We start from the raw sequence: 26,300 nt of genomic DNA on the forward strand, positions 1-26,300 counted from the left end.
GAGCCTTCTTCCTGCGTGTGCGAGCCCGGCGCGGGCAGCATGTCGCGGCCGTGGCAACCGCACGCAAACTCTCTGTCGTGATCTGGCATCTGTTGATGAAGGGCGAGAGTTACGCGTGGGCTCGACCCTCCCTGCATGCCAAGAAGCTGCGCGATGTGGAACTCAAGGCCGGGAGCAAGGCCGTGCGCGGCCAAAAGGGGGCCGCGCACGCCTACAACATCAAGAGCCACCGGGAAGAAGAGCGCCGGTGGGTGGAGCAGGCCGAGAGCGCCTATGCACGCTTCGTCGCCGGTTGGAACCCGCGAGGCCCGAGAAAGGCGCGCACGGATGCCGCAAACGAGGTGCGACGATAGAAGCTGCGCGGCAGGGCTCTCACCTCGGACCCTGCTCTTCGCCACGCGGTCGTCCGTGCGCGACAGGAGAATAGCGCAGATTTATCAAAAAGGCTCTTGTCGATCACATCAGTGGTCCAGGGATGGTTGATCTTTGTGAGCCTGTGCTCGATGCCATGTTCGTCGCAGACGCCGTCGAAGATGTGCTCGAAGGCGTGCCGATCGCAGCTCCGGTTGGTGAACTGGATGCCGTTGTCGGTCAGAATGGTATGGATGGCATAGGGCACGGCCGCGATCAGATCCCGAAGGAACTGGGCCATCGCCATTTTGCCCGCCGTCTCGTGCAATTGCACATAAGCGAACTTGGACGTTCGATCGATGGCAACGAAGAGACGCAGCTTGCCCTCGGCGGTCTGCACCTCGGCGATGTCGATGTGGAAATAGCCGATCGGATAGGCTTTGAACTTGTTCTTGGCCGGCTTGTCAGCATCCAGCTGCGGCAGCCTCGAAATGCCATGACGCTGAAGGCAACGATGCAATGACGAGCGCGTCAGATGCGGGATCGTCGGCTGAAGCGCATACAGACAATCATCCAGCGCCAGCAGCGTGTGCTTGCGAAAGGCGACGATGGCCGCTTCCTCTTCGAGGGACAGCACTGTCGACCTCGGCTCCTTCGGGCCGGTCGGAAGATCGGCGGTCGACGGCCGCTTCCGCCACTTCGCAACCGTCTTCTGATCGATGCCATAGCGCTTGGCCAGTGCCCTCAGGCTCTCTTGACTATGCTGTATTGCTCGACGGACCGCCTCTGTCGTCGTGGCGCGGCCGTGTAGAATCTGTCCCATAGCGCGTCCTTTGATTCGGACGACAATGGTGCGCCATTAAAGCCTGAGATCAAACACCTAGGGCGTTCCCGGCTGCCAGCCGGGTTCGGCGAGTTCGAAGGCAGCGAAATCGAAGCCCGGAGCCACGGTGCAGCCGACCAGGGTCCATTCGCCGAGGCTGCGTGCCGACTGCCACCAGCCCGCCGGCACGACAATCTGCGGCCGCTCGCCCGCGGCAAGCGCCGTACCGAGGATCTGCTCGATAACGGGACCGTCTTCTCGATGTATCGAGAGCGCCAGCGGCGCGCCGTCATAGAAGTGCCAGACCTCCGCCGCGTCCCTGACCCGGTGCCAGGCCGACAATTGGTTCTTCTCCAGAAGGAAATAGATCGCCGTCGAATGGCCGCGGGCACCTTCCGCGCCATCGCGAAAGGTCTCGGCATACCAGCCGCCTTCCGGATGCGGCTTCAGGCCGAGCAGGGCGATGATTTCGGCGGAACTGGTCATGGCCGCTTAGAAATTGTCCTTGCGCTTGCGGATCTCGGCGAACACTTCGGCATCGGAGGCCTTCTCCAGGCCGAGATGCCTGCGGATCGCCGGATCGTGCCAGCGCAGGAACGGATTGGTCGACAGTTCCTCGCCGATTGTCGTCGGCAGCGTCGGCTTGCCGTCGGCACGCAGCGCCTCGATCTTGGCGGCGCGCTCTTTCAGCGCCGAATTGGTCGGGTCGACGGTGAGCGCGAAACGGGCGTTGGCCAGCGTATATTCATGGCCGCAATAGACGACCGTGTCGGCCGGCAGCGCCGCGAGCTTTTTCAGGGATTCGTACATCACCGGCGGCTTGCATTCGAGCAGCCGCCCACAGCCGAGCGCAAACAGCGTGTCGGCGGCGAATGCCACTTTCGACGCCGGCAGATGATACGTGACATGACCCGCCGTGTGGCCGGGTGTGGCGATGACCTCGATCCGCTCATCGCCGAGGTGGACGACCGAGCCTTGCTCGACGGTTTCGTCGATGCCGGGAATCTTTGCCTTTTCGGCTTCCGGCCCGACGATGCGCAGCTTGAAGCGCTCCTTCAGCGCCAGATTGGCCTCGACGTGGTCGAGATGGTGGTGGGTGGTCAGGATCATCGTCGGCGTCCAGCCGGTGCGCTTGATCGCGGCCAGGATCGGCGCCTCCTCGGGTGCGTCGATGAGCGCCGTCTGGCCGCTTTTCGGGTCATGCACCAGGACGCCGAAATTGTCGCTGCGGCACATGAATTGTTCGATCTCGACGGGCATCACATCTCTCCGTTTCTAGGCGCAGACATAGGGCGGCGGCCAGACGATGTCATCCGCCTTTGTTGAACTTGAACTGCTTCGAAGCTACCGTTCCGCCCATGCATTCAGATATTGTCGACCTCCGTTCCTTCTATTCGACCACTCTCGGGCGCCTGGCCGAGCGCTCGATCACCATGGCGCTGTCCTCGATATGGGCCGTCGTGCCCAACGAGCGGCTGGTCGGCCTTGGCTACACCTTGCCCTGGCTGGAGCGCTTCGGCAGCGATGCCGAGCGTGTCTTCGCCTTCATGCCGGCAACGCAGGGGGCGGTGGTCTGGCCGGCGACGGGGCCGACGGCGACGGCGCTGGTCTTCGACGAGGAGCTGCCGCTGGTCGATTCCTGCATTGATCGCATGCTGCTCGTCCATTCGCTCGAACATGTCGAGAACCCGCGCGAGACGCTGAACGAAATCTGGCGGGTGCTGTCGCCCGCCGGCCGTGTCGTCATCGTCGTGCCCAACCGGCGCGGCGTCTGGGCGCGCTTCGAGCATACGCCTTTCGGCAATGGCCGGCCGTTCTCGCGCGGCCAGCTGACCGAATTGCTGCGCGAAGCGAATTTCACCCCGGCCGCATGGTCCGATGCGCTGTTCTTCCCGCCGTCGCCGCGACGCTTCATGATGCGGTTCCACAATGTGCTGGAACGTGCCGGCCGGCGCTTCTGGCCGATCTTCTCCGGCGTCATCGTCGTCGAGGCGCAGAAGCGGCTCTATCAGGGCGTGCCGGTCGCCCAGCGCGCTTCCCGCCGCGTCTTCGTGCCGGTTCTCTCGCCGCACGGCGCGCCGACGCTCGGCCGGCTGTCACAGGCCGAACACCCGGCACCGCCAGGATGACGCGTTCGTGATCCGAGACGTGCTTTTTCACGCCTATCTGACGATATCAGATTTGCTGTCCGATTGAAGGCCGTGCGGCCGATCCCTGTGACCGGTTTGGCATTGCTCCGAATGCAAGGATCCACTCATGGCTGATCATCCGGATGTCGAGGCCCAGACGCTTGCCACGTCGATCGAAGCCAGCAGCCTGCGTGAGCAACTGGCAACGATCAAATTGGCGCTGACCACCTCGCCAGTGCGAAAACAATTGCTTTGGGCAGCGATCGGCATCGTCGCTGTCATCGTGGCGAGCTCGATCGGGCAGGTTCTGCTCAATCGCTGGAATCAGCCTTTCTACGACGCGCTGGCGCGGCGCGACATGCAGGGCTTCCTGCATCAGCTTCTGGTCTTTGCCGGCATCGCTGGCGGGCTTGTGGTGCTCAATGTCGGCCAGACCTGGCTCGACCAGATGCTCCGCCTGAAGCTGCGCGAGGCCCTGACGCTCGACCTGATCGGCGAATGGATGCGGCCGGCGCGCGCCTTCCGACTGACCCATGCCGGCGCCATCGGCGTCAATCCCGACCAGCGCCTGCAACAGGATGCCGGGCATCTCTCCGATCTTTCTACCGGTCTCGGCATCGGCCTGCTGCAGTCCTGCATCCTGCTTGCCTCCTTTGTTGGCGTCTTGTGGTCGTTGTCTTCCGGCTTCGTCTTCCATATAGGCGGCCATTCGCTGGCCATACCCGGCTACATGGTCTGGGCGGCGATCCTCTATGCGGGCACCGCCTCCTGGTTGAGCTGGCTGGTCGGGCGGCCGCTGATCCGCTTCAACAACGATCGCTATACGCGTGAAGCGGAGCTGCGCTCCTCGGTGGTTCGCGTCAACGAGAATGTCGATGCCATCGCGCTTGCGCATGGCGAGGCCGATGCCAGGCGCCGGCTCGAGTTCGACCTTGGCATGGTGCTGGGCGCCATGCGGCGTATCTACAGCGCCCAGATCAATCTTTCCTGGGTTACCGATACCTATGGCTGGATCACTGTCGTCGCGCCGATCCTCGTCGCTTCACCGGTCTATTTTGCCGGCGATATCAGCTTTGGCGGGTTGATGATGGCAGTCGGCGCCTTCAACCAGGTCCATTCCTCGCTGCGCTGGTTCATCAACAATATCGGCGGTATCGCCGATTGGCGCGCCACGCTGATGCGGGTCGCCGACTTCCGCATCGCGCTTGGCGACACCGACGCGCTGCACGATACGGAAAGGCGCATCGCCTTCGGCGAAAACCCGGACGGCAGCCTGACCTTCGAGAAACTTGAGATTGCCTCGCCGGACGGATGCACCAAGCTTGCCGAGCCGCATGTCGAAATCCGCGCCGGCGACCGCGTTATGATTACCGGAGATCCGGGCGCCGGCAAGACGCTGTTCTTCCGCGCCATTGCCGGTTTGTGGCCATGGGGCAGCGGACGGATCGGCATGCCGGCCGGAGAAGCGCCGATCTTTGTTCCGCGTACCCCCTATTTCCCGCTTGGCACGCTGCGCGAGGTGCTCAACCATTCAGATGGCGCGGCAACCGTGAGCGATGCCGAGATTTCGGCAGCGTTGGCCGAGGTCGGGCTCCAACGCCTGTCGTCCTCGCTCGATCGCTCGGCACGCTGGGAGCGTGAGCTCAGCGACGACGAGCAGCGTCTGCTGGCTTTTGCCAGGCTCGCCTTGCGGCGACCGAAATGGGTGATCATCGACGAGGCGCTGGATGCGTTCGACGGCGCGGCGCTGAGGCAAGTGCTGTCGATGCTGGAGAAGCGCCTTCCCGACGCCGCGATCCTCAATATCGGCCGCGGCCAGCAAAATATCCGCTTCTTCCCGCGGGCGTTGACCATCCTCAAGGATGCCGGCCAACCGGCCCTCAAGCCGGCCCGTGTCAGGGCAGGCGCCATCGAACCGCCCCCGGCTACCGCCTCGGCCGGCCGAAAGAAATAGAAGCCAAGCTTTATTTCGCCGCGATCGCGGCGAAAAACTGTCGCGATCGTTTCAGATGGGAACGTTCCGACCGACCATGCTTGACGCTCTCACCCTGCTCGCCTGCCTTGCCTGCGCCCCGGCAGCACCTGTGGCCGCGCCCGCCGATGCCGTTGCCGTCGACGTCGAGCTGGTGCTGGCCGTCGACATTTCGCAGTCGATGGATGAAAGGGAGTTTGCCCTGCAGCGCGCCGGCTATGTCGCGGCGCTGCGCCATCCCGACTTCATCAACGCCGCGCGTGCCGGCACCTCCGGCCGCATCGCCATCACCTATTTCGAATGGGCAGGCACCATCCGCGACGATGCGGTCATTGCCTGGCAGGTCATCGACAGCAAGGAGAGCGCCAACGCTTTCGCCGACAAGATCGCGGCCCGCCCGTTCAGGAGCTTTCGCGGCACCTCGATTTCCGGCGCACTTGCCTTCGGCGCCGCGCTTTTCGACGGCATGACCTTCGTCGGCAAACGCCGCGTCATCGATGTCTCGGGCGACGGCCCAAACAATAGCGGCTTGCCGGTCACAACGGCGCGCGACGCGGCGCTGGCGAAGGGCATCGTCATTAACGGGCTACCGATCCTGATCAGCCCGTCACCCACCTTCAGCCATCTCGACCGGTATTATGCCGAATGCGTCACCGGCGGGCCGGGCTCCTTCGTGCTGCCGATCTATGCGGCTTCCGAATTCGCCACCGCCATCCGCCGCAAGCTGGTGCTCGAGGTCAGCGGCATCGAGTATCCCAAGGAGGACCTGAGGACGATCCGCATCGACGCGCCGATCGACTGTCTGCAGGGCGAGCGCGACCGCCGGTTTTTCTCGGACCCGTATTTCCCTGAACTTGACCGCTAAGACCTTGCCGCAGGGGCCAAGTCTAGGCCGGCGGCAGGCCGAAGGCCGGAAACAGACTGGGGCCGAGCGGCCCGACATAGATCGTCAAAGAGGCGATTCCGCCTTCAGCGGGCTCGAACACATGCAGGGAATGGGCCCGCCACGCCGGGTCATCGCGACTGCGGGAATAGACCCCGACCGCCGGCTGGCCATTGGCTGCGGTGGCCACCGTGCGGAAGCCGCCAAAATTCCCCCAGACGGTCTCGAAGAAACCGCGGATCGCCTCCCGGCCTTGATACCATTCGCGCCAGGGCGGCATGTGATGGTGGCGTCCTCACGCAGCAGCTCGATCAAGCTGTCGAGATTGGCGGCTTGCCAGGCCTGCATGTAACGCTCGAGCAGTCGTCCTTCTTCTGGATTGGGCCGCGATCGGGCCTCGGGCCGTCCCTGAGGGTAACGCGCCGCAAGCGTTGCGCGGGCGCGCTGCAATGCACTGTTGATCGAAGCCGTCGATCCGCCCAGCAAACGCGCCGTCTCGACAGCCGACCACCCCAGCACGTCGGAAAGCAGCAGCGCGGCGCGCTGCCTGGGCGGCAGATCCTGGATCGCGGCGACGAAGGCGAGCCGGACGGCTTCGCGGCTCTCGTAACGCGCTTCCGGACCTGGCCCGCTGTCGACGAGGCCTGGAAGCTCGGCATCGGGGTAGGGCTCCAGCCAGGTAATTTCGGCCGACGGCCCGCCTGTAGCCGAGCCGTGGGAGGGCGGTTGTCCGGGCTGCTGCAGAATGCGATGCGCCCTGGTCCGCGCCTTCAGCGCGTTGAGGCAAGCGTTGGTCGCGTGTAAAGCCAGCCGCGAACCGAACCCCGCCCGTCGAACTCCGACCTGGCGCGCCAGGCGCGAAGAAACGTGTCCTGGACGAGGTCGTCCGCCTCGTGCAGCGAACCCATCATGCGGTAGCAATGCAGCTTGAGCTCGCGGCGATGCGCCGCCGTGACCTTCTCGAAGGCCAGCCGATCGAGAATCGGCTGGCCTTGCTGGCGTGCTGGCTCCAGAGGTGGCTGAGCGTCTGTCATGCGGCTTCCGGGTTCCGGGTCAGGTTTGCATTACGCGCGCCTCAGGCGGCCGGGGCAAGCCCGCTCCCGCTCACCATGAAGGTACTGCCTTGCGACTGGCCGGTGGCGAGTGCGACGACCGCCCGTCCGACATCGGCCGGCGTTTGCATGTCGGTCATGGCGGCGATGAAGTCCGCGGGCTGGATGCCCATATAGGCCGCGATACTGTCGACGCCGGCCTTGCCTACGCCGGTCTCCGGCATGATGCGCATCGGCGCGAGCGCCATGAAGCGCAGGCCGAGGCCGAGCCGATCGGACTCCTTCTGGCTATGGCCGGCCAGGAACATCTGCATGCGTTTTGCTCCGGCATAGCCGCCGGCATTCGGTGGCCCGCCGGTCAAGGCCGCGCCGCTGGAGATCAGAACGATCCGGGTTCCCGGCTTGAGCGGACGCCGCAGAGCGGACCGGCAAAACAGGAACGACGCCTTGACGTCCGTTTCCCAATTTGCGGAGAACGCCTTCCAGTTCTGTTCGTGCACCGGCGCGGAAGGGGCCAGCGCGCCTGCACAGATCACCAGGACGTCCGGCTCCAGCGCGGCGAAGACCCGATCGGGGGCGGAGTCCACGGTTGCATCGACCGCGAGCGTCTTAACGCCCGAAATTTCCCAGGCAAATTGCGCCAGGGACTGTTTTCCGCGGGCGACGGCCAGCACCGTCGCTCTCTCTTTGAGGGCGGCCTCCGCGATCGAACGGCCGACACCACGGCTGCCTCCGACGACGACGACATTCTGATTTTGCAACGATCCCATGGATCACCTCTCTATCCCAGCCGCCGGACCATCCAGGCGCGCTCATCGACAAGGACAGCGCAGGCGTGCCGAAATCATCGGTGCTGGTCAGAAATTTTCTCGGCATGGTCGGCAAGGCCCGCGCGAAGCCCGGAAGAAACGCGTCGGCGATGATCTGCCGAGCGATCATGTAAGGCGGAATGTCAGGATAACGGTGGGTTTTGCCGCGCAGATCAGTGGTTCGTGGTTTCTGCCGGTTAAACCTATCGTTTCAGCAGAAACACCGCTTGCTGACCGAAAAAGTTCCAGAACCACCACGGCATGGAGAAGCCGATCCTCTGGCCGTTGGCGTCGAGCGCAGTTGCCTTTTCTACGGTCGCGCCAAGCTCGTCGCACAGATTGACGAAGTCGCGAATGGTGCAGAAATGGATGTTGGGCGTGTCGTACCAGGAATAGGGCAGGTCCTTGGTCACCGGCATGCGGCCGTTGAAGAGCAGCGAAAAGCGCACCCGCCAATGGCCGAAATTGGGGAAAGAGACGATGGCGCGGTTGCCGATCCGGAGCAACTCGTCGAGCACCAGCTTCGGATTGCGGGTCGCCTGCAAGGTCTGCGACAAAACGACGAAGTCGAAACCCTTGTCGGGGTAGAATTCGAGGTCCTTGTCGGCATCCCCCTGGACGACCGACAGGCCGCGCGCCACGCATTCGTTGACGCCGCGCTGCGACAGCTCCAGCCCGCGGCCATCGACCTTCTTGGTCTCCTGCAGCAATTCGAGCAGCAGGCCGTCGCCGGAACCGACGTCCAGCACCCGCGACTGCGGCGGGATGAGCGCGGCGACGACTTCGAGGTCGACGCGCTGGGCGCGGTTGACGCTCATGGCTTCGCCTTCTGCTTGGCGCATGATCCTGATCCGAAAAGTCTGCAACTTTTCGGGGTCATGCGCCGAGCCCTCTCGCCCGCGCGGCCGAGGCGATGAAGCCTTTGATGGCGGCGAACAGTTCCGGCTCGTCGAGCAGGAAGGCATCGTGGCCGCGGTCGGTCTCGATCTCGACGAACGATACCGAAGCGCCGGCCGCGTTCAGCGCGTGGACGACCGAGCGGCTCTCCTCGGTCGGGAACAGCCAGTCGCTGGTGAAGGAGACCAGGCAGAAGCGCGTCTTGGTGCCGGCGAAGGCATCGGCCAGCCGGCCGCCATGGTCGGCGGCGAGATCGAAATAGTCCATCGCCCGGGTCATGTAGAGATAGGAATTGGCATCGAAGCGATCGACGAAGGTCATGCCCTGATGGCGCAGATAGCTCTCGATCTGGAAGTCGGCATCGAAACCGAAGGTCAAAACTTCGCGGTCCTGCAGGTTACGGCCGAACTTGCGGTGCAGCGCTGCTTCCGACAGATAGGTGATGTGGGCGGCCATGCGCGCCACCGCCAGCCCCTTTTCCGGCCGCTTGCCATGCTCGAAATATTTGCCGCCATGCCAGTCCGGATCGGCCATCACCGCCTGCCTGCCGACCTCGTGGAAAGCGATGTTCTGCGAGGAATGGCGGGCGCCGGTGGCGATCGGCAGCGCCGAGAAGACGCGCTCGGGATAGCTGGAGGCCCATTGCAGCACCTGCATGCCGCCCATCGAGCCGCCTAGCACGCTGAACAGCTTTTCGATGCCGAAATGCTCGACCAGCATCAGCTGCGCGCGCACCATGTCACGGATGGTGATGATCGGCAGGTCGAGCCCGTAAGGCTTGCCGGTGGCGGGATCGGTCGAGGCGGGGCCGGTGGAACCGAGGCAGCCGCCGATGACGTTGGACGAGATGACGAAGAAGCGGTCGGTGTCGATGATCTTGCCGGGGCCGATCAGCACCTCCCACCAGCCCGGCTTGCCGGTCACCGGATTGGTGTTGGCGACATGCTGGTCGCCGGTCAGCGCATGGCAGACGAGGATGGCATTGGAGCGCGCATCGTTGAGCGTGCCATAGGTCTGGTAGGCGATCTGGAACGGCGACAGCAGCGTGCCGGCGTCGAGCTTGAGCGGCTTGTCGGCGCCGAAACGCAACACCGGGCTCGACGGCTGGTCGGCCTCGTTGTTGGTTTTTCGAGCGCGCAGAGCGACCATCACATCTCCTTGCCCCGCCTTCAGTTGTCCGCCGGTCTGGGGCAACAACCAGTCAGGGCAACAAAAAACCGGCCATGCCTTCGCAAAGCCGGTTACAAGATGCAAACGGCCCTTTAGCAAGTTGTTTAACGTGGCTGCAAGCCGACCGGCCAAATCACCACGGAACTGTCGCTGCTCTTCTATGACTCGCGCGTGGCTTCGTCAACGGCAAGTTCTTCATCCTGAATTGCCGCCCCTCGACATTCCGGGCCATGGCTTGTATTTCCGCTGCGGCCTTCGGATGGAGGCACCCTCGACGGATTTCATAATATGAGCCAGACACCGGACCAGACACGTCCAACGCCCCGCGCCGGCATCATGGACATCGAAGCCTATGTGCCCGGCAAGAGCACGGCGCCCGCCGGTGTCGCCAAGGTCCACAAACTGTCGTCGAACGAGAACCCGCTCGGTCCTTCGCCGAAAGCAATAGAGGCCGCGCGCGCGGTTGCCGACAAGCTCGCGGTCTATCCCGACGGCAGCGCCAGGCGCCTGAGGGAAGCGATCGCTGAGGTGCATGGGCTCAATCCGGCGAACATCATCTGCTCCAACGGTTCCGACGAGATCCTGGGCCTGCTTGCGCAGACCTACCTCGCTCCCGGCGACGAGGCGATCATCACCGAACACGGCTTCATGGTCTACAAGATCTACATACAGTCGGCCGGTGCTGTCCCGGTGACGGTCAAGGAGACCGATGAACGCGCCGATATCGATGCAATACTGGCCGCGGTGACGCCGCGTACCAGGATCATCTTCCTTGCCAATCCCAACAATCCAACCGGCACTTACGTGCCGTTCCAGGAAGTGCGCCGCCTGCATGCCGGCCTGCCGCGAAACGTGCTTCTGGTGCTGGATGCCGCCTATGCCGAATATGTCCGGCGCAACGACTATGAAGCCGGTGTCGAACTGGTGGGCGGCACCGATAATGTCGTCATGACGCGGACCTTCTCGAAATTGGGCCTTGGCGGGGCGCGGATCGGCTGGATGTATGCGCCAATGCACATCGTCGATGCGATCAACCGCGTGCGCGGCCCCTTCAACGTCAATGCGACGGCGATCGAGGCCGGCATCGCCGCGATCCGCGACCGCGTCCATATCGAGCGCAGCGTCGCCCATAACGAGACCTGGCTGGCCTGGCTGAGCGAGCAATTGACCGGGCTCGGGCTGCGGGTGACGCCGAGCGTCGGCAATTTCATCCTCATCCACTTTCCCGAGGACGAAAAGCATTCGGCGGCGGCCGCCGACGACTATCTCAGCCAGCGCGGCTACATATTGCGGCGGGTTTCCGGCTACGGATTTCCGAACGCGCTGCGCATGAGCATCGGCACCGAAGAGGCCAATCGCGGCGTTGTCGCCGCACTCGCGACATTTCTGAAAAGCTAGAACCATGACATCACCGATGTTCGAAAAGATCGCGCTGGTCGGCATCGGCCTGATCGGTTCGTCGCTGGCGCGGGTCATCCGCCGCGAAGGACTCGCCGGCCAAGTCGCCATTTCGACGCGCAGCGAAGCGACGCTGGCGCGGGCCAGCCAACTTGGCCTTGGCGACACCTACACGACGGATGCGGAAGAAGCGGTTCGCGACGCCGATCTGGTCATCGTTTCGGTGCCGGTCGGCTCTTCGGGCACGGTCGCCGCGGAGATCGCACCGGCGCTGAAAAAGGGCGCCATCCTCACCGATGTCGGCTCGACCAAGGCGTCGGTGATCGCGCAGATGCAGCCGCATGTGCCGGCGGGCGTTCACTTCATTCCCGGCCATCCGCTGGCCGGCACCGAAAAATCGGGACCGGATGCCGGTTTTGCCGAACTGTTCGAGAACCGCTGGTGCATCTTCACGCCGCTGCCCGGCACCGATGCCGAGGCGCTGGAAAAGCTATCCGAATTCTGGCGCCGCTGCGGCTCCAACATCGACACCATGGACCCCCAGCATCACGACATGACGCTGGCCATCGTTTCGCACCTGCCGCACATCATCGCCTATAACATCGTCGGTACCGCCGACGATCTGGAGTCGGTGACCAAGTCCGAGGTCATCAAGTACTCGGCCTCCGGCTTTCGCGACTTCACCCGTCTTGCGGCTTCCGACCCGACGATGTGGCGCGACGTCTGCCTGCACAACAAGGACGCTATCCTCGAAATGCTGGCGCGGTTTTCCGAGGATCTAGCGTCGCTACAACGGGCGATCCGCTGGGGCGACGGCGAAAAACTGTTCGACCTGTTCACCCGCACCCGCGCCGTCCGCCGTTCGATCATCGAGGCGGGCCAGGACATCGACGCGCCGGATTTCGGCCGCCAGGCAGTCGAACACCCGGTAAAGGGGTAAGCCCGCGGCAAGCCGATCGCAGGCCAGACCGCCTAATCGAGCGGCTTGATCTTGCCTAGCGGGATGAAGCCGAGCGAGGCCTTGCCCTTGACGATCTTCAGCGGCATCGACGGCTGGTTGCCGAGCAGCGCCAGTCCGGCAAAGCCGGCTTGGATCTCTTTCTTCTGCTCGGGGATGGCGGTGGCGAGGATTGCCGCCACGGCCTTTGGATCGTTGAGCTTGATCGTCAGGTCGGCATTTATGAGACCGTCGTCGTCGACCGACAGCGGTCCGGAAACGGTGATGCGCGCAGTTCCGGACGACAGATCGAGCTTGTGGATTTCGGCAGCCTGGCCGCGCAGGCTCTTCGGATTTGTCTTGATCAGCGCCACGCCGTTCTTCAGCGTCACGTCGCCACTGCCGTCGAACGGCGGCAAGACGCGCCCGTCGATGGCCGCCGCATCGATTTCGAGATCGGTGAAATTGCCGGCATAGTCGATATCCTGGCCGTTTGGACGCAATTGCCCTGCGGCGGTTCCGGCACTGAACAGCGAGACGGGATCGGTATCGTCCGCCGGATCGGTCTGGCCGGACAGGCCTTCCGCCTGCAGCGAGAGGTGCCTCGGCAGCGGCCAAGACAGCTTCATGCCGGCTTGCAAATCATCCCAGTCGATCCACAGCGGCGTCATGCCGGGAACCGAGGTCCTGAGCGGCCCCCTGAGCTCGGCGGCAGGCGACAGAAGCCGTATGATCTGCGTGGCGGCGTTGATTTTGCCGGTTGAGGCAGCGACGTTGCGGCTGTCGTCCTCGTAAGCCAGACTGTCGCAGGAAACGGTGAAGCTGAAGGGATAGCCGCTGACCGCGAGATTGGCGCAGTCGGCCTTGATGCCCTTTTCGTCGAGATCGGTCACCGCCTTGCCGGCTGCGCTCTCGACCAGGTCCGCCAGGTAGAACCAGCCGGCGCTGTAGATGCCGAACAGCACGAGGATGAAAGCGGCAAGCCACAACAGGCGGCGACGTTGGTTGGGCGGCGGGCGCTCGTCACTTGACGTCATGCTGCGGCTTTCGTTAACGCGGGTGGCATGGGTGGGCTGTCGCTTGCGGCAACAACAGGTAGACGGACTGAAACACCACCGGTGGGGTGGTCGTCACAATCAGGCTTGGCGATATGGGCGATTTTTGGGTTTTTGGCTACGGCTCACTGATCTGGCGACCGGGATTCGCGCATGTCGAGACGCGGCGCGCCCGCCTGCATGGCTACCGCCGTTCGCTCTGCGTTTATTCTTTCGTGCATCGCGGCACGCGCGAACGGCCGGGCCTGGTGCTCGGCCTCGACCGCGGCGGCTCCTGCATCGGGCTGGCGTTCCGGGTTCCAGGCGAGCTGCGCAACGAGGTCATCACCTATCTGCGCGAACGTGAGCTGGTCACCAACGTCTATCTCGAACGTATGCTCAGCGTTCGCCTCGACAAGAGTGAGACGGATGGGGGCGAGACGGTCGAAGCCATCGCCTATGTCGTGGACCGCAGCCATGAGCAATATGCCGGTGCACTCGACGCGGCGGCGGCGGCGGCCGTCGTTCGCGGCGCCGTCGGCCAGTCGGGGAGGAATGAGGACTACGTGCTCAGCACGCTGGAGCACCTCGAAGCACTGGGTATAAGCGACCACTGGCTGGAAGAGGTGACAAGACGGATCGCGACGTAGCTTCTGTTATCGTTGACCATGATGTTTTCGGTGTCGTGGTCCGGGCTACATCCTGAAAATCTGTTTTCCAAGATCGGCGCGATCCAGGCTGTTTGCCACGGCAAGCTTGAACTCGGTCAGCGGGTGGAGACCGCCGACAGGAACGTGGAAGCCGGGCTGGCCGAAGATGTCGATGATCTCGCGTAGCACAGGCCGGTCGGCTTCGACCGGCGGCGAAAAGAAGTAGCGATAGATATTCGCCCTGATTTCGACGCCGCTCAGCAACACATCGAAATTGTGCAGTTCGAAGCGCTCGGCACTCATGCCGCCATTGATCACCATCTGCCCGCCGAGCGCCAGGGTGCGGATCAATTCGCCGCTGGCAGGTCCGCCGACATTGTCGATAATCCCGTTCAATCCGGCGCCACCGGTGATATCCATCACCGCTTCCCGGATGCTTGCCTTCAAGTCCGAAAGGTCAAGAATGGCGGCGGCGCCAAGCGTCTTCAGGTCAAAGCTTTGGTGCGAGCGCCGCACCAGCGCGATGACGTTGATGCCGCGTCGTTGGGCGAACTGCATCACCATTGTCGAAATCGACGAATAGCCGGCCGTGACAGCCAGCCACTGGCCAGGCTGCACACGGGAATCCACCATCAGATCCCACGCGGTAATGGGGTTCACCATCTGCCCGGCGCGTTCGACCGGATAGCCGGCAGGCAACGGGATCAGCCATTCGGCGGGAATGGCCGCGTACTCGGCCCAACTGCCATAATAGCTGAACGCGACAAGCGTGCCCGGATCCAGCAAGACGTTCGCGCCGACGGCTTCGACGATGCCGGCGCCATGGTTTCCCGCGATCTGCCGGGGAAAATGCGGCTTCTTCGGTTCGGGATAGAGATTCTGGATAAACAGGAAGTCGCCCGGATTGATCGAGGCCGAGACCATCCTGACCAGCACCTCGCCGTCGCCGATCCGCGGCATCGGCAGGTCGTCCACATAGAGCACGTCGCGCGGCGAGCCGATTGCGTCAAATACAATTGCTTTCATGCCGGTCTCCATAACAAACGATCCGGGGCAAACAGTCTGGGCCCGGCCAGACCGCGCCGAGATTTGCGTCGGCGCCGCGGAACTTACGGCCGGCCGGCAAAAGTCAGAATTGGCAGATTTGACAATCTATGTGCTAAATTTGCCAGATGTTTCCTCAGAGAATGCTGGTTTGGATATCGGGGACCAGCGTCCTGAGGCGGCGAAGACGCTTCTTGAAGGCACCAGACTCGGCATTGCCGAAATCGCGCCGTAGGACTGCCGCCTGGCGAATTTCGATGCCAGAGCCAATAGCCATTGGCTGGACACGGGGCGCGGCGGGTCGCGGCTTTGTGAAGCGCCGGCGGGCTGGAAAAAAGGCTATGCGTTTGACGTTGCCGCGGCACGCCATAGGTTAGCCCGGTCGGCGGCTCCCACCCGCCCCAGCATGAATCACCATGGAGATCAGCCTTGCAGAAACGTCGTCTCGGTCGCACCGACCTATCCATCGCGCCATTGGTTCTGGGCGGCAATGTGTTCGGCTGGACCGCCGATGAGAAAACCTCGTTCGACCTGCTCGACCGCTTTGTCGACGCCGGCCTCAACGCCATCGACACGGCCGATTCCTATTCGCGCTGGATTCCCGGCCACCAGGGCGGCGAATCCGAAACCATCATCGGCAAATGGATGAAGAGCCGCGGGAACCGCGCCAAGGTTGTCGTCATCACCAAGGTCGGTTCGGACATGGGCCAGGGCAAGAGGGATCTGTCCGCCGCCTATATCGAAAAGGCCATCGACGCCTCGCTGAAGCGGCTGCAGGTCGATACCATCGATCTCTATCTGTCGCACTGGCCTGATCCGGCCACTCCCTATGAAGAAACGCTCGGCGCCTACCAGAAACTGCTCGACACGGGCAAAATCCGCTATGCCGGCGCTTCCAACCTCGACGCCGCCCAGTTACGCGCCGCACTCGACGTAGCAAGCCTGCGCGGCCTGCCGCGCTACGAGGTGCTGCAGCCGGAATACAATCTCTACGACCGCTCGTCCTTCGATGGTCCGCTGCGCGATCTGTGCGCGGCCGAGGACATCGGCGTCATCACCTATTTCAGCCTCGCCAAGGGCTTTTTAAGCGGCAAGTACCGGAGCGAAGCCGACCTCGGCAAAAGCCCGCGCGGCGGTGGTGTCAAAGGATATCTCAACGCGCGCGGCATGCGCATTCTTTCAGCACTCGACGCCGTGTCGGGCAGACATTCGGCCAAGCAGGCGGAAGTGGCGCTTGCCTGGGTGATGGCGCGCCCCGGCGTCACCGCTCCGATCGCCAGCGCGACAACGCTCGACCAGCTCGACAGCCTGGTTCGTGCCGCGTCGTTGCAGCTCAGCCCGGACGATATCGCCGAACTCGACAAAGCCAGCGCCTAGCCGCGGTTTGGAGCTGCTTATCTATCCAGGATATTCAAGCAGTAGATCCGTCAGCTGAGCGCGAACGAGCTTGCACGATCGTTCAAGACGGGCACCGCCGCCTTGCCTTACCGTCCCTGCATCGTCGCAGGATGCAGGGACGCCGCATGGCCGCACAGGTTCTTATCGATCAGCAGCTATGGCAGCAATTGCTGGCGCTTGTGCTGGCATCGGCCATCGTCATGGGCAGCCCGGGACCGGCGACGATAAGCGTCACCGCGGTCGGTGCCGCGTTCGGCCTGCGTGATTCGCTCCGCTATGCCTCGGGCATCGTTTTCGGCACGATCCTCGTGCTGCTGGTGGTGGCGACGGGCATCATGGCCGTTCTCGCCGCGTTGCCGAAGCTTGCGGCGCTGCTGGCGGTCGCCTCAGCGGCCTACATCCTTTACCTGGCGTTCAAGATAGCGACGGCGCCGCCACAGGCGGGGGGGGGCGGTGGTGCGGCCCGTACCCCCGGACGTTGTGGGTTACGTATTGGGGTGGGCCACCCCCAACCAGATTTGGCGATTGCCGCCGTGTTCGCCGGCGCGTCTTCTGGCGCCGGCGATCTTGCTGTTTCAGCCAAGCTGGCGGTCCTCGCCTTGATGATCGTTGCCATTCATCTCTTGTGGCTTCTCGCCGGCGCGGCCTTTGCACGTATGTTGCGCAAACCCTTGGCTTCGCGGATCGTCAATCTGGTGTTTGCCGTGACGCTGGTTGCGACAGCCGCTCTGGCTGCCCTGCCGTGAGCCCTTGCGGCATCTGAGGCTGTTGTTTCAGCCTTTCATTTCAGGTTTCGCGTCCAGCTCACCAAGCCTTTTCACTGCCGTCGGCGGCATCGGCGGCGGGTTCGGCGTCTGCGCCGCCTCGACGAGGAGCTGGTCGCAGGCGGCTTCCGTCTCGCCGATCAGCCGTTGCATGAATTCATCCTTGCCGAGGCCGGGCGGGATCGGCGGCAGGAAGTGCGCCTTGATCGTGCCGGGATAGCGCAGGAATTTACGGCGCGGCCAATAGAGGCCGGCGACGTGAGCGACCGGCACCACCGGAATGCCAAGTTGCGCATAGAGTTCGACGATGCCGTATTTATAGACCGGTTCGTCGCCCGGCGCCCGGCGCGTGCCCTCGGGATAGATGATGAGTTGGCGGGGATTGCGCGCCAATTCCTGTTTGGTCGCGGCGATCACCATCTTCAAAGCCTTCGACCGGCTGCCGCGGTCGACCGGAATCATCCGCATTTTCAAGATGTACCAGCCGAAGAACGGGATCCAGGTCAGCTCCCGCTTCAATATGTAAACGGGATCGTCGAGGAACGGCAGGAAGGCGATCGCGTCCCAGAAGGATTGGTGCTTCGGCGCCAGGATGAAGGAGCCTTTGGGCAGGTTTTCCTGGCCTGTGATCTCGCTCCTGGTGCCGGCGATCTTGTCGTAGAGCCACATGCTGGTGCGCGACCAGAATTTCGGCACAAACCAGGCGCGATGGCGCGGCGACAGGAAATAATACGGGGTCCAGAGGATCATCTGGACGATCAAATTGAGGTAGAAGGCGAGATTGAACGCCAGCGAGCGGATATGGAGCATGCAGCAAGTGCCCGGTGAGGAGGTGTGCGTTGGTTACACCAAGCGCCGGCAAAAAGGAAACGGCGCGAGGCCGGAGATCGGTTCCGGTCTTGCGATAGGCCGTCTCCGTCACGCCTGCCACGCCGCCTGTACCAGGCGCTGCTTCAGGCGCGGGGCCGCGAAGTCGAGGAACGCGCGCAGCTTCACCGGCAGCAGCCCCTGGCCGGCATGGACGAGGCTTACCGGCCATGGCTCGGGCTCGAACTCCTGCAGCACAGGGCGTAGCGTACCCGATCGAATTGCGGTGGCGATCTGGTAGGAAAGCAGCCTGGTCACGCCGACGCCAGCAATCGCCGCATCGATTGCCGCCTCAGCGGTGTTGACCCGTAGCCGGGAGCGGATCGGCACGGCGAATTCGGCCTTGCCGGTGGCGAAGCTCCAGCTGGCGGCGGTGAGCCCTTCGAAGGTGATTGCACTGTGCGCCGCAAGCTCTTGCGGGGTTTTCGGCGTGCCGTGCTCGGCGAGATAGGCCGGGCTCGCGCAAACGACGCGGCGGATCGATCCCAGGCGGAGGGCGATCAGGCTCGAATCGGCAAGCTGGCCGATGCGGATGGCGAGATCGATGTGCTCCTCGACCAACTGGGTTATCCGATCGGCGAGCGTCAGCCGGACGCTCACGTCGGGGTAGGCGGCGAGGAAGCCGGTGACGACCGGCAGCACATGCAGGCGGCCAAAGACGATCGGTGCGGTAACGATCAGTTCGCCGGTCGGGGCGCTGTATTCCCCCGCGGCTGTCCGCTCGGCCTCGCCGACCTCGTCGAGAATGCGACGACAGGCGGCGAGATAGGCGTGGCCCGCGTCGGTCAGTGACAGCTGCCGCGCCGAGCGATTCAACAGCCGTGTCTTCAGGTGTTTTTCCAGGTCCGAAATCTTGCGACTGACAGTTGTCAGCGGAATGCCGAAGCGGCGCCCAGCGGCCGAAAGACTGCCTGTCTCCGCCGCGGCAACGAAAAGCGACATGGACTGGAGGCGATCCATAGCTCTCCCGAAAAATTGCTCCTTCCGAAAAGTGGAAGGATAGATTGCAGATATGGCATCTGCATCTCGAAGATGGAAGGCTCTATTTCCGGAGTGAGTAATGCAGCGCAGTTCGGCGCTTCAGGAGGGTTTTGATGAACGCTCACACCAGCGATGTCGCCTTCACACCGACGGTCAAGGCGATCCAGGCCCGCAAGGGCACGCGCCAGACCTATGCCCGTGTCGAGGAGCGTGGCGGCTGGCAGGCAGCAATCACGCCCGATCTCGCCGCTTTCGTCGAGGCCCAGACCAGTGTCTTCCTGTCGACCGCCAATGCGGATGGCCAGCCTTACATCCAGCATCGCGGCGGGCCTGCCGGGTTCCTCACGGTACTTGATGAGCGGACGATCGGCTTTGCCGATTTTTCCGGCAACAGGCAGTTCATCACTCAGGGCAACCTCAGCGACAACCCGCAGGCTTTCCTGTTCCTGATCGACTATGCGCAGCGGCAGCGCATCAAGATCTGGGGCAAAGCGCGCGTCGTCGAGGGCGATGCCGAGCTGACGGCAAGACTGATGCCGCACGACTATAAAGCGCGACCCGAGCAGGTCATCCTGTTTGCGGTTTCGGCCTGGGATTCCAATTGCTCGCAGCATATCCCGCAGCGTTTCGAAGCGGCCGACGTGGCGGCGGCTCTGGCCGAACGCGACAGGCGCATAGAACGGCTCGAGCAGGAGATCGCGCGCTTGCGCTCGGATCCAACAGCCAGGGAATGAAAAGTGCCAGTGCCGTTCAGTTTCCGCCCGCGGCGTCGGCCAGCGTGACGCCGTTGGGCGTTTGCTTCGCCGGCATGATGCCGCGCGCCAGCGCCAGCAGGTATTTGCTGTATTCGGTGAACAGCACGCGCAACGCTTCCGGCTTGGTCAGCCAGCCGCCATTCTCGAGGTTGGTGTTGACCACCGGATAGGGCTCGAGCCTTGCGCCGTGCAGCAGCCGGCCCATTTCCAGCAGGCTGCGCGGCATGTGATAATTGTTGGTGACGAGGATGACGGTGCCGTAGGCGTGGTCCTCGACCCATTTGGCGCTTTCCTCGGCGTTGCCGATCGTGTCGAGCGCAGCGCGGTCGATGTCGACGCAGCAAGAAAACAGCCTCTTGTCGCCGCCGGTCGCGGCTTGAAGCTGGCGGCGGCTGGCGGAAGGATGGACGCCGCTGATCAGCAGCCGCTCGCCCTTGCCTGACGCAAGCAGGCCCATCGCGGCGTCGAGGCGCGACTGGCCGCCGGTCAGCACGATGATAGCGTCGGCCCTTGCCGGATTGGCGGGCGTCGTCAGATGGCTGACGGTATTGGCGAACCAGCCGAAGCCGGCGACAAACAGCGCCACGAGAGCGAGCAGAAGGAGAGCCGAGATGCGCAAGGAGCGGGCTGCCAGCAGCCGCCCGTGTTTGGCGAACCCATCTGGCTTGACGAACTCGTCTGGCTTGGTGAATTCATGCGGACGCGCAACCAGCACCGGCATGCACCCAGCGGTATCGGTCGAGTCCCGGTCCATCATCGCATGGTTAATCCCGAAATACGGCCTTTGGTAGGAAAAAAATGCAATTTTCGTGACGATGCGTTTTCATCCGTGATCGATCTTTCCTTTAGCCGGCGTCCGGCTGGCGAATGTCGATGTCGCTGAGATAGGTAACCACGGTGAAATGTGACGTTGCCGCCGTCAGCGCGCCGATCACCAGCACCATGACAGCGACCCCGAGATAGCCTGCGGAGCCGATGGCGAAATTGCCGAACAGGGCGGTAGCCTGGTCGGCCTGCGGCGTTGCCATGTTGCGTGACGACCACCAGGAGAAGATGATGAAGACGAGGATCGCCGCGGCGCCGCCTGCCGCGGCGCCCTTCATGCCGGTAACCAGAAAATGCCGGCGGAATTCGCGTGCGATGAAGCGCGCCTCGGCGCCGACGAAATGCAGCACCTCGATGATGTGGCCGTTTCCGGCCATGGCGCCGCGCGTCGCGAACACCACTGTCAGCACCGTCGCCGACAGCATCAGCGCCAGCACAGCGATGCCGATCGTTACCGTGGTCCGGGCCATGGCAACCAGCCGGTCAACCCAGGTGCGATGATCGTCGAGCGAGGCACTCGGCAGCTTCGGCGTGATCGCCGCGCGCAGTGCGACAAAATCGGGCGGGTTGTTCTCGTCGATGGTGACGATGATCAAGCGCGGCACCGGCAGCTCATCGATGTTCAAGCCCGAGCCCAACCAGGGCTCGAGCAGCCGGGCCGTTGCCTCGCGGTCGACGATCTCGGCGCTTTTCACGCCGGGGAATTCGCCGGCGATCTGCGAGGCCTGGGCAAGCGCGGCCTCCATGTCGAGGCCGTCGACCGGCTTGATCTGGATCGTCGCCTCGCGCGAGATCTGATTCTGCCAGACCGAGGCGGTGTCGCGCACCAGCGTTACCGCGCCGAAGGTCAGGCAAGACAGAAACGTCATGATGGCGATGACCAGCACCAGCGCCCGGCCGGCGACGTTCTGCGCCGGCACGATCGGCGCCATCTTGCGCTGAACGCGGGGCTTTGCCGCCGCGGCGTCCTGATCCTCGAACTGTTGGACGGAAAGCTCAGTCATAGATGTCCAGCCTTCCGCCGGCCAGGATCATGCGCCGTGCGTCGACCTGTTCCATCAGGCCGAGGTCGTGCGTGGCGATCACCACGGCAGTGCCCAGTCGGTTGAGCTCGATGAACAGCCGCAGCAGGCGTCGCGCCAGCGGCGGGTCGACATTGCCGGTAGGCTCGTCAGCGAGCAGGATCTCGGGCTGCTCGATCAAGGCCCGGGCGATCGCGGCGCGCTGCTTCTCGCCGCCGGACAGCACTGGCGGCAGCACATGCATGCGCTCACCGAGGCCGACCCATTTCAGCAGCTCGGTGACGTCGGTGCGGTAGGTCGCCTCCTCGCGGCCGCGCACGCGCAGCGGCAAGGCCACGTTCTCGTAGGTGGTCATATGGTCGAGCAGGCGAAAATCCTGGAACACCACGCCGATGCGGCGTCTCAGATGCGGCAATTCGGTGCGCGAGATGCGCGAGCGGTCCTTGCCGAAAATGGTGATCAGGCCGCGCGTCGGCTTCAGCGACATGAACAGGAGCCGCAGCAACGTCGTCTTGCCGGCGCCCGAAGGTCCGCTCAGGAACTGAAAGGAGCGCTCCGGAATGTGCAAGGAGATGTCGCGGAGGATCTCCGGACCCATGCCATAGCGGAGGCCGACATTTTCGAAGCGGATCACTTTCGACGACCTGGAATTCTCGGCGGCAAGATGCCAGCCCTTTCTGTGGAAAGACCATCGGCCGGCATGGTTAACCGGCGGTTAATTAGGGGGCTTTTCGAGCGAGTCACAGGGGTTCCGGTGGGGAAGCGTTAACCATTTCCGTTTACCCAAAAGAAACGAACAGCGAACAGGTGCTGTAGTGTTGGGCCATGATGGCTGAGGATCGAACCGCGCGCCCGGTTTCCGGCGAAATCATGACCGACCCGGCCGCCGAGCCGGAACGCATCATGCGCGACGTGACCGCCGACGTCATCGATGCCGATTATGAGGTGCTGCCCCGCCATTTTACGCGTCCAGACTTTGCGCCGCCGGCTACGCGCATGATTTCTACGCCTTCGATCGAAGGCATGGACATGTTGCGCAAGCCCGAAACCGCCGTCGAACGGCCGTTGTGGTTGCACGGTGGGCCGATCTTCTGGATTGCCGGCGTCGGCGCCGCCTTTGCCGCCTTCTGGATTTCGGGCGGCCACGCGCTGGTTCGTTAGAACGGCGCCAGAAAATCAACAGGTTACCAGATAAACGGTTCGCGATGCGCTGCGGACATCCGACCGTTCGCGGGCGCCCTGCGAAAGATTTGGCTTTGCCAGCCGGCTCGACATGCCTAGAAACGGGGTTGAAGACCGTTTCGGTCAGCTTCGCCTGCGAGGCGATCACTTTTGGAAAGGCGGCCAATGCCAGTTGTGCGCGGCAAGGACATCGAAGTCCTGTTTTCGGCGTCCGCCATCGCGCGGCGGAACCTGGAACTTGCCAAGGAGATCGCCGGGCACCATTACCACGACCTTCTGGTAATCTCGGTGCTGAAGGGATCGTTCATTTTCGCCGCCGATCTTATCCGTGCCATGCACGATGTCGGCCTGTCGCCGGAGGTCGAGTTCATCTTCATCTCCAGCTACGGTGCCGGGACGACCAGCGGTGAGGTGAGGGTGCTGCGCGACATCGACAACGAGGTCGCCGGCCGCGACGTGCTTTTGATCGACGACATCCTCGAATCCGGCAAGACGCTGAGCTTCACCCGCGACCTCATGCTGTCGCGCGGAGCCAGGAGCTGTGCCATCGCCGTGCTGCTCGACAAGCGGATGCGCCGCCAGACCACGCTCAACGCCGATTATGTCGGCTTCGACTGCCCCGATTATTTCGTCGTCGGTTATGGCATGGACGTCGCCCACGCGTTTCGCGAATTGCCGTTTGTCGGCGTCGTCAAGGGCGACGCCTGAGGCCTTTTGAAAATTCTACTCCGGCGGTCATCTGACGCGGTTTTCTGCGCTTCCGGTGCTCACGGACTTGAATGTCCGCTCCGCTCCGGTTCTCGAAAACCACGCCATATGCCTCGCCGGAGCGAATTTTGAAAAGGCCTCATGGCCTTTCCTGGCTTTCAGGAAACATCAACTTTTCCCCGTCAAATATCCTGCCCATGGCAAAGCTCCTGATCGTCGAGGACGATGAATCCGTCCGCACCCTCGCCGCCCGTGCGCTCGAACGCGCCGGGCATAATGTCACCATTGCCGCCGACGGCGCGCACGGTCTTTCTCTGATCCGGGCGGCGCAAGGTGGCTACGACCTTGTGCTGTCCGACATCCGCATGCCCGAGATGGACGGCATCGAGATGGCCAAGGCGGCAGTGGTCCTTTTCCCGGCGATGAAGATCATGCTGATGACCGGCTATGCCGACCAGCGCGAGCGCGCCGAGGAATTGGACGGCATTATTCTCGACGTCGTGCAAAAACCGTTCACGCTGGCTGAAATCCGCGCCCGCGTCGAACAGGTGCTCGCCTGCTTCGCCTGACCGCCTTCAGGCAGGGTCGCAGGTCGCCGCAATGGCTGGCGCGCCGCTCCGGCGCCGGCTGGCATTGAGCGCAAACAGGCCGGCGCCGATGATGAGGGCTGCGCCGGCCGCCGTCGCCGGTCGCGGCACTTCGGCAAAGAACAGAAAACCCCATAGCGGCGACCAGATGATGCCGGTGTATTCGAAGGTGGCGACGCTGTTGGCGGGCGCCAGCCGGTAGGCCTGCGACAACAGGATCATTCCGGCCGAGGCAACGAAGCCGCATGCCCCCATCTTCAAGAGATCCAGCGTTGTCGGCCAAACCCATGGCCGGACGAGGAATTCGAGGCTCGGATGCACGGCATGGTCAATACCTGCCAGCCAAAACAAGCCCGCCACCAAGCCAGCGCCGACCAGATAGGCGCCGTTCTGGTAAAACGCCATGACGGTCGACGATTCGGTGTCGCCGATCTTGCGTGCCATCAATTGCGAGAAACCGTAGAGCAGAGCCGAGCCTAGCGACAGCAGCGCCGCCCAGTCGAACAAGCCGGCACCCGGGCGCACCATCACCAGCACGCCGAGCATGCCGACCAGGACGGTGGCAAGCGCCTGCCAGGACACGCGTTCGCCGAGATAAGGGCCGGCCAGCGCCATGATGAACAGCGGCGCCATGAAATAGAGCGCCACCGCGTCAGCCAGCGGCAGGGCGGCGATTGCCAGATAGTAGGCCGTGTAGGAGGTGAACTGGATGAAGGCGCGCATCGTCAGCATGCCGAATCGCTTCGACAGGATCGCCTGCAATCCGACATCGGCGTGCACGAGGAAAACCAGGATCGGCAGTGCGACGATCGAGCGGATCGCCATCACCTCCGTGACCGGATAGTGGCTCGACACCGCCTTGACCAGCGGGTCCTGCAGCGAAAAGACCAGCACGCCGAGACAGAGGCTGAGGATGCCGAGCACAAGCCGATTCTGCATAGGCGCTCCGGTCTCCTGCATGCGCGGTCGGAAGCAGGCCTGCATCCGGGTAAAAAGAACCCGCCACCGTTTCGGGCAGCGGGTACGAGTGAGGACTTTTGATTGGTCCGCGGCCGATTTCGCGGCCGCATATCCAATGGGTGAGATGACTATCGTCCGCCGTTTGACATGTTGCAAACGAATTGGAATGATGCCAGCTATCAGATATTCTTATGGCGGACGGCATGCGACCCAATCTCGACAGCGACCTGTTGCGCACCTTCGTGGCGGTCGCCGACACCGGCAATTTCACCAAGGCGGCGGAGCGGGCCGGCCGCACCCAGTCGGCGGTCTCGATGCAGATGAAGAAGCTCGAAGGCATGGTCGGCGACAGCCTGTTCGAGCGCGGCTCGCGCGGTGTGGCGCTGACGCGGCGCGGCGGCGAGCTCATCGCCAACGCCCGCCGGATTGTGTCGCTGCTCGACGAGACGGCGGCATCGATGGTCGCGGCGCCGCTCGGCGGCCCGGTGCGCATCGGCATCCCGGAGGAATATGGCCACGCGATCCTGTCGCGCGCGCTCGGCGCCTTTGCCAAGCGCCATCCTCAGGTCGACATCACCGTCCGTTACGCGCATTCTGGTGCGCAGATCGCGGCGCTCGCCGCCGGCGAACTCGATCTGGCGGTGGTGTTCGAATGGCAGGATCTCACAGGCGGCGAGGTGCTGATGCATGACCCGACCGTATGGGTGACGTCGGAGCTGCACCAGATGCAGGAGGAGCGGCCGGTACCGATCGCGCTCTACAACCGTGCCGGCTGGTGCAAGGATTTCGCGATAAAGTCGCTGGAACAGCGCGGTCTCGCCTACCGTGTCGCCTACACCAGCGATACCAATGGCGGCCTGCGGCTCGCCGTCACCTCCGGGTTGGCGATTGCGCCGATCTCGCGCAGCAACATCCCGGCCGGCTGCCGCGAACTTACGGCCGCCGACGGGTTCGGCGACATCGATTCCTCGAACGTAGTGCTGCGGCGCAATCCGAACGCTTCCGGCGAGGCTATCGACGGGATGGAAGAGGCGATTCGCGAGGCGTTCACCAACCGTTAAACATGTCGCTCAGTCCGGCGATGGCGGTCACCACGGACCGC

28 protein-coding genes, 3 pseudogenes and 1 riboswitch are annotated in these 26,300 nt (G+C 63.5%); of the genes and pseudogenes, 14 read left to right on the forward strand and 17 right to left on the reverse strand.

Annotated features, from left to right (window positions below; genetic code table 11):
- A pseudogene (locus tag NKI85_RS25475) lies at nt 1-353 on the forward strand (IS110 family RNA-guided transposase); the annotation flags it as partial.
- Between the two features lie 95 nt (nt 354-448).
- On the opposite strand, the pseudogene NKI85_RS25480 reads toward NKI85_RS25475, so the two are convergent.
- The 3 genes and pseudogenes from NKI85_RS25480 to gloB all read right to left on the reverse strand — a co-directional run.
- Nucleotides 449-1,174, reverse strand: a pseudogene (locus NKI85_RS25480) (DDE-type integrase/transposase/recombinase); the annotation flags it as partial.
- A 57-nt stretch (nt 1,175-1,231) separates the two neighbouring features.
- Entirely contained in the window at nt 1,232-1,660 is a 429-nt protein-coding gene (locus NKI85_RS25485) for a cupin domain-containing protein (protein ID WP_352528813.1), read from the reverse strand.
- A gap of 6 nt (nt 1,661-1,666) precedes the next feature.
- Nucleotides 1,667-2,434: a hydroxyacylglutathione hydrolase gene (gene gloB, locus NKI85_RS25490; protein WP_352528815.1), complete on the reverse strand. Its 768-nt coding sequence runs from the start codon at nt 2,432-2,434 to the stop codon at nt 1,667-1,669.
- 98 nt (nt 2,435-2,532) lie between these two features.
- Between gloB and NKI85_RS25495 the strand changes: the two genes are divergently transcribed.
- From NKI85_RS25495 to NKI85_RS25505, 3 genes are all read left to right on the forward strand, one after another.
- Nucleotides 2,533-3,303, forward strand: coding sequence for a class I SAM-dependent methyltransferase (locus tag NKI85_RS25495; RefSeq protein WP_352528817.1), 771 nt, complete (start codon nt 2,533-2,535; stop codon nt 3,301-3,303).
- Between the two features lie 127 nt (nt 3,304-3,430).
- Nucleotides 3,431-5,257: an ABC transporter ATP-binding protein/permease gene (locus NKI85_RS25500; RefSeq protein WP_352528819.1), complete on the forward strand. Its 1,827-nt coding sequence runs from the start codon at nt 3,431-3,433 to the stop codon at nt 5,255-5,257.
- Nucleotides 5,258-5,333: 76 nt separating this feature from the next.
- Entirely contained in the window at nt 5,334-6,140 is an 807-nt protein-coding gene (locus tag NKI85_RS25505; protein ID WP_352528821.1) for a DUF1194 domain-containing protein, read from the forward strand.
- Nucleotides 6,141-6,162: 22 nt separating this feature from the next.
- On the opposite strand, the gene NKI85_RS25510 is transcribed toward NKI85_RS25505, so the two are convergent.
- From NKI85_RS25510 to metX, 6 genes and pseudogenes are all read right to left on the reverse strand, one after another.
- Nucleotides 6,163-6,438 carry a sigma-70 family RNA polymerase sigma factor family protein gene (locus NKI85_RS25510; RefSeq protein WP_352778731.1) on the reverse strand — a complete coding sequence of 92 codons (276 nt, stop codon included), beginning with the start codon at nt 6,436-6,438 and terminating at the stop codon, nt 6,163-6,165.
- A gap of 206 nt (nt 6,439-6,644) precedes the next feature.
- A pseudogene (locus tag NKI85_RS25515) lies at nt 6,645-7,013 on the reverse strand (sigma factor-like helix-turn-helix DNA-binding protein); the annotation flags it as partial.
- A complete protein-coding gene (locus tag NKI85_RS25520) occupies nt 6,929-7,192 on the reverse strand; it encodes a sigma factor (RefSeq protein WP_352778692.1) in 264 nt (87 codons plus the stop codon). The gene NKI85_RS25520 and the pseudogene NKI85_RS25515, both read right to left, overlap by 85 nt.
- Before the next feature lie 41 nt (nt 7,193-7,233).
- Complete coding sequence (locus NKI85_RS25525) at nt 7,234-7,980, reverse strand: SDR family NAD(P)-dependent oxidoreductase (RefSeq protein ID WP_352528825.1); 747 nt, start codon at nt 7,978-7,980, stop codon at nt 7,234-7,236.
- 242 nt (nt 7,981-8,222) lie between these two features.
- On the reverse strand, nt 8,223-8,837 hold the full coding sequence (gene metW, locus NKI85_RS25530; protein ID WP_352528924.1) for a methionine biosynthesis protein MetW: 615 nt from the start codon (nt 8,835-8,837) through the stop codon (nt 8,223-8,225).
- A 58-nt stretch (nt 8,838-8,895) separates the two neighbouring features.
- Nucleotides 8,896-10,065: a homoserine O-acetyltransferase MetX gene (gene metX / locus NKI85_RS25535; RefSeq protein WP_352778694.1), complete on the reverse strand. Its 1,170-nt coding sequence runs from the start codon at nt 10,063-10,065 to the stop codon at nt 8,896-8,898.
- A 93-nt stretch (nt 10,066-10,158) separates the two neighbouring features.
- A riboswitch (SAM riboswitch) is annotated at nt 10,159-10,236 on the reverse strand.
- Nucleotides 10,237-10,374: 138 nt separating this feature from the next.
- Here metX and hisC point away from each other — a divergent pair.
- Together hisC and NKI85_RS25545 are read left to right on the forward strand one after the other, a co-directional pair.
- Nucleotides 10,375-11,484: a histidinol-phosphate transaminase gene (hisC, locus tag NKI85_RS25540; RefSeq protein ID WP_352528829.1), complete on the forward strand. Its 1,110-nt coding sequence runs from the start codon at nt 10,375-10,377 to the stop codon at nt 11,482-11,484.
- A 4-nt stretch (nt 11,485-11,488) separates the two neighbouring features.
- Nucleotides 11,489-12,424: a prephenate/arogenate dehydrogenase family protein gene (locus NKI85_RS25545; RefSeq protein WP_352528831.1), complete on the forward strand. Its 936-nt coding sequence runs from the start codon at nt 11,489-11,491 to the stop codon at nt 12,422-12,424.
- A 32-nt stretch (nt 12,425-12,456) separates the two neighbouring features.
- On the opposite strand, the gene NKI85_RS25550 is transcribed toward NKI85_RS25545, so the two are convergent.
- Nucleotides 12,457-13,458 (reverse strand): DUF2125 domain-containing protein, encoded by a 1,002-nt coding sequence (locus NKI85_RS25550; RefSeq protein ID WP_352528833.1) that lies wholly within the window; start codon nt 13,456-13,458, stop codon nt 12,457-12,459.
- A 113-nt stretch (nt 13,459-13,571) separates the two neighbouring features.
- Between NKI85_RS25550 and NKI85_RS25555 the strand changes: the two genes are divergently transcribed.
- Nucleotides 13,572-14,105 (forward strand): gamma-glutamylcyclotransferase, encoded by a 534-nt coding sequence (locus NKI85_RS25555; RefSeq protein WP_352778696.1) that lies wholly within the window; start codon nt 13,572-13,574, stop codon nt 14,103-14,105.
- A gap of 45 nt (nt 14,106-14,150) precedes the next feature.
- On the opposite strand, the gene NKI85_RS25560 is transcribed toward NKI85_RS25555, so the two are convergent.
- On the reverse strand, nt 14,151-15,131 hold the full coding sequence (locus NKI85_RS25560) for a quinone oxidoreductase family protein (RefSeq protein WP_352778698.1): 981 nt from the start codon (nt 15,129-15,131) through the stop codon (nt 14,151-14,153).
- 447 nt (nt 15,132-15,578) lie between these two features.
- Here NKI85_RS25560 and NKI85_RS25565 point away from each other — a divergent pair, with 447 nt between their 5' ends.
- Nucleotides 15,579-16,526 (forward strand): aldo/keto reductase, encoded by a 948-nt coding sequence (locus NKI85_RS25565; RefSeq protein ID WP_352528837.1) that lies wholly within the window; start codon nt 15,579-15,581, stop codon nt 16,524-16,526.
- Between the two features lie 146 nt (nt 16,527-16,672).
- Nucleotides 16,673-17,293 carry a LysE family transporter gene (locus NKI85_RS25570; RefSeq protein ID WP_352778701.1) on the forward strand — a complete coding sequence of 207 codons (621 nt, stop codon included), beginning with the start codon at nt 16,673-16,675 and terminating at the stop codon, nt 17,291-17,293.
- Nucleotides 17,294-17,320: 27 nt separating this feature from the next.
- Here NKI85_RS25570 and NKI85_RS25575 read toward each other — a convergent pair whose 3' ends face one another.
- On the reverse strand, nt 17,321-18,121 hold the full coding sequence (locus tag NKI85_RS25575) for a lysophospholipid acyltransferase family protein (protein ID WP_352528841.1): 801 nt from the start codon (nt 18,119-18,121) through the stop codon (nt 17,321-17,323).
- A gap of 108 nt (nt 18,122-18,229) precedes the next feature.
- Entirely contained in the window at nt 18,230-19,138 is a 909-nt protein-coding gene (locus NKI85_RS25580) for a LysR family transcriptional regulator (protein WP_352528843.1), read from the reverse strand.
- 134 nt (nt 19,139-19,272) lie between these two features.
- Here NKI85_RS25580 and NKI85_RS25585 point away from each other — a divergent pair, with 134 nt between their 5' ends.
- Nucleotides 19,273-19,893, forward strand: a complete 621-nt coding sequence (locus NKI85_RS25585; protein ID WP_352528845.1) for a pyridoxamine 5'-phosphate oxidase family protein — start codon at nt 19,273-19,275, stop codon at nt 19,891-19,893.
- Nucleotides 19,894-19,909: 16 nt separating this feature from the next.
- On the opposite strand, the gene NKI85_RS25590 is transcribed toward NKI85_RS25585, so the two are convergent.
- The 3 genes from NKI85_RS25590 to ftsE form a co-directional block, all read right to left on the reverse strand.
- On the reverse strand, nt 19,910-20,671 hold the full coding sequence (locus NKI85_RS25590; protein ID WP_352528847.1) for a YdcF family protein: 762 nt from the start codon (nt 20,669-20,671) through the stop codon (nt 19,910-19,912).
- An 88-nt stretch (nt 20,672-20,759) separates the two neighbouring features.
- The gene (locus tag NKI85_RS25595; RefSeq protein ID WP_352528849.1) at nt 20,760-21,743 is read right to left on the reverse strand and encodes a cell division protein FtsX; all 984 of its coding nucleotides are present in this window, start codon (nt 21,741-21,743) and stop codon (nt 20,760-20,762) included.
- Nucleotides 21,736-22,395, reverse strand: a complete 660-nt coding sequence (ftsE, locus tag NKI85_RS25600; RefSeq protein ID WP_023677923.1) for a cell division ATP-binding protein FtsE — start codon at nt 22,393-22,395, stop codon at nt 21,736-21,738. Before ftsE ends, NKI85_RS25595 begins: the two co-directional genes overlap by 8 nt.
- Before the next feature lie 236 nt (nt 22,396-22,631).
- Here ftsE and NKI85_RS25605 point away from each other — a divergent pair, with 236 nt between their 5' ends.
- From NKI85_RS25605 to NKI85_RS25615, 3 genes are all read left to right on the forward strand, one after another.
- Nucleotides 22,632-22,922 (forward strand): hypothetical protein, encoded by a 291-nt coding sequence (locus NKI85_RS25605; RefSeq protein WP_352528851.1) that lies wholly within the window; start codon nt 22,632-22,634, stop codon nt 22,920-22,922.
- 186 nt (nt 22,923-23,108) lie between these two features.
- A complete protein-coding gene (gene hpt, locus NKI85_RS25610) occupies nt 23,109-23,651 on the forward strand; it encodes a hypoxanthine phosphoribosyltransferase (protein ID WP_352528853.1) in 543 nt (180 codons plus the stop codon).
- A gap of 197 nt (nt 23,652-23,848) precedes the next feature.
- Nucleotides 23,849-24,220, forward strand: a complete 372-nt coding sequence (locus NKI85_RS25615; RefSeq protein WP_352528855.1) for a response regulator — start codon at nt 23,849-23,851, stop codon at nt 24,218-24,220.
- A 6-nt stretch (nt 24,221-24,226) separates the two neighbouring features.
- Here the strand turns inward: NKI85_RS25615 and NKI85_RS25620 are convergent, their stop codons facing one another.
- A complete protein-coding gene (locus tag NKI85_RS25620; RefSeq protein WP_352528857.1) occupies nt 24,227-25,177 on the reverse strand; it encodes a DMT family transporter in 951 nt (316 codons plus the stop codon).
- A 224-nt stretch (nt 25,178-25,401) separates the two neighbouring features.
- Here NKI85_RS25620 and NKI85_RS25625 point away from each other — a divergent pair, with 224 nt between their 5' ends.
- The gene (locus tag NKI85_RS25625; RefSeq protein ID WP_352528858.1) at nt 25,402-26,259 is read left to right on the forward strand and encodes a LysR substrate-binding domain-containing protein; all 858 of its coding nucleotides are present in this window, start codon (nt 25,402-25,404) and stop codon (nt 26,257-26,259) included.
- Nucleotides 26,260-26,300: the final 41 nt, after the last annotated feature.

The organism is Mesorhizobium sp. M0571, from assembly GCF_040320985.1.
Taxonomy (GTDB): domain Bacteria; phylum Pseudomonadota; class Alphaproteobacteria; order Rhizobiales; family Rhizobiaceae; genus Mesorhizobium.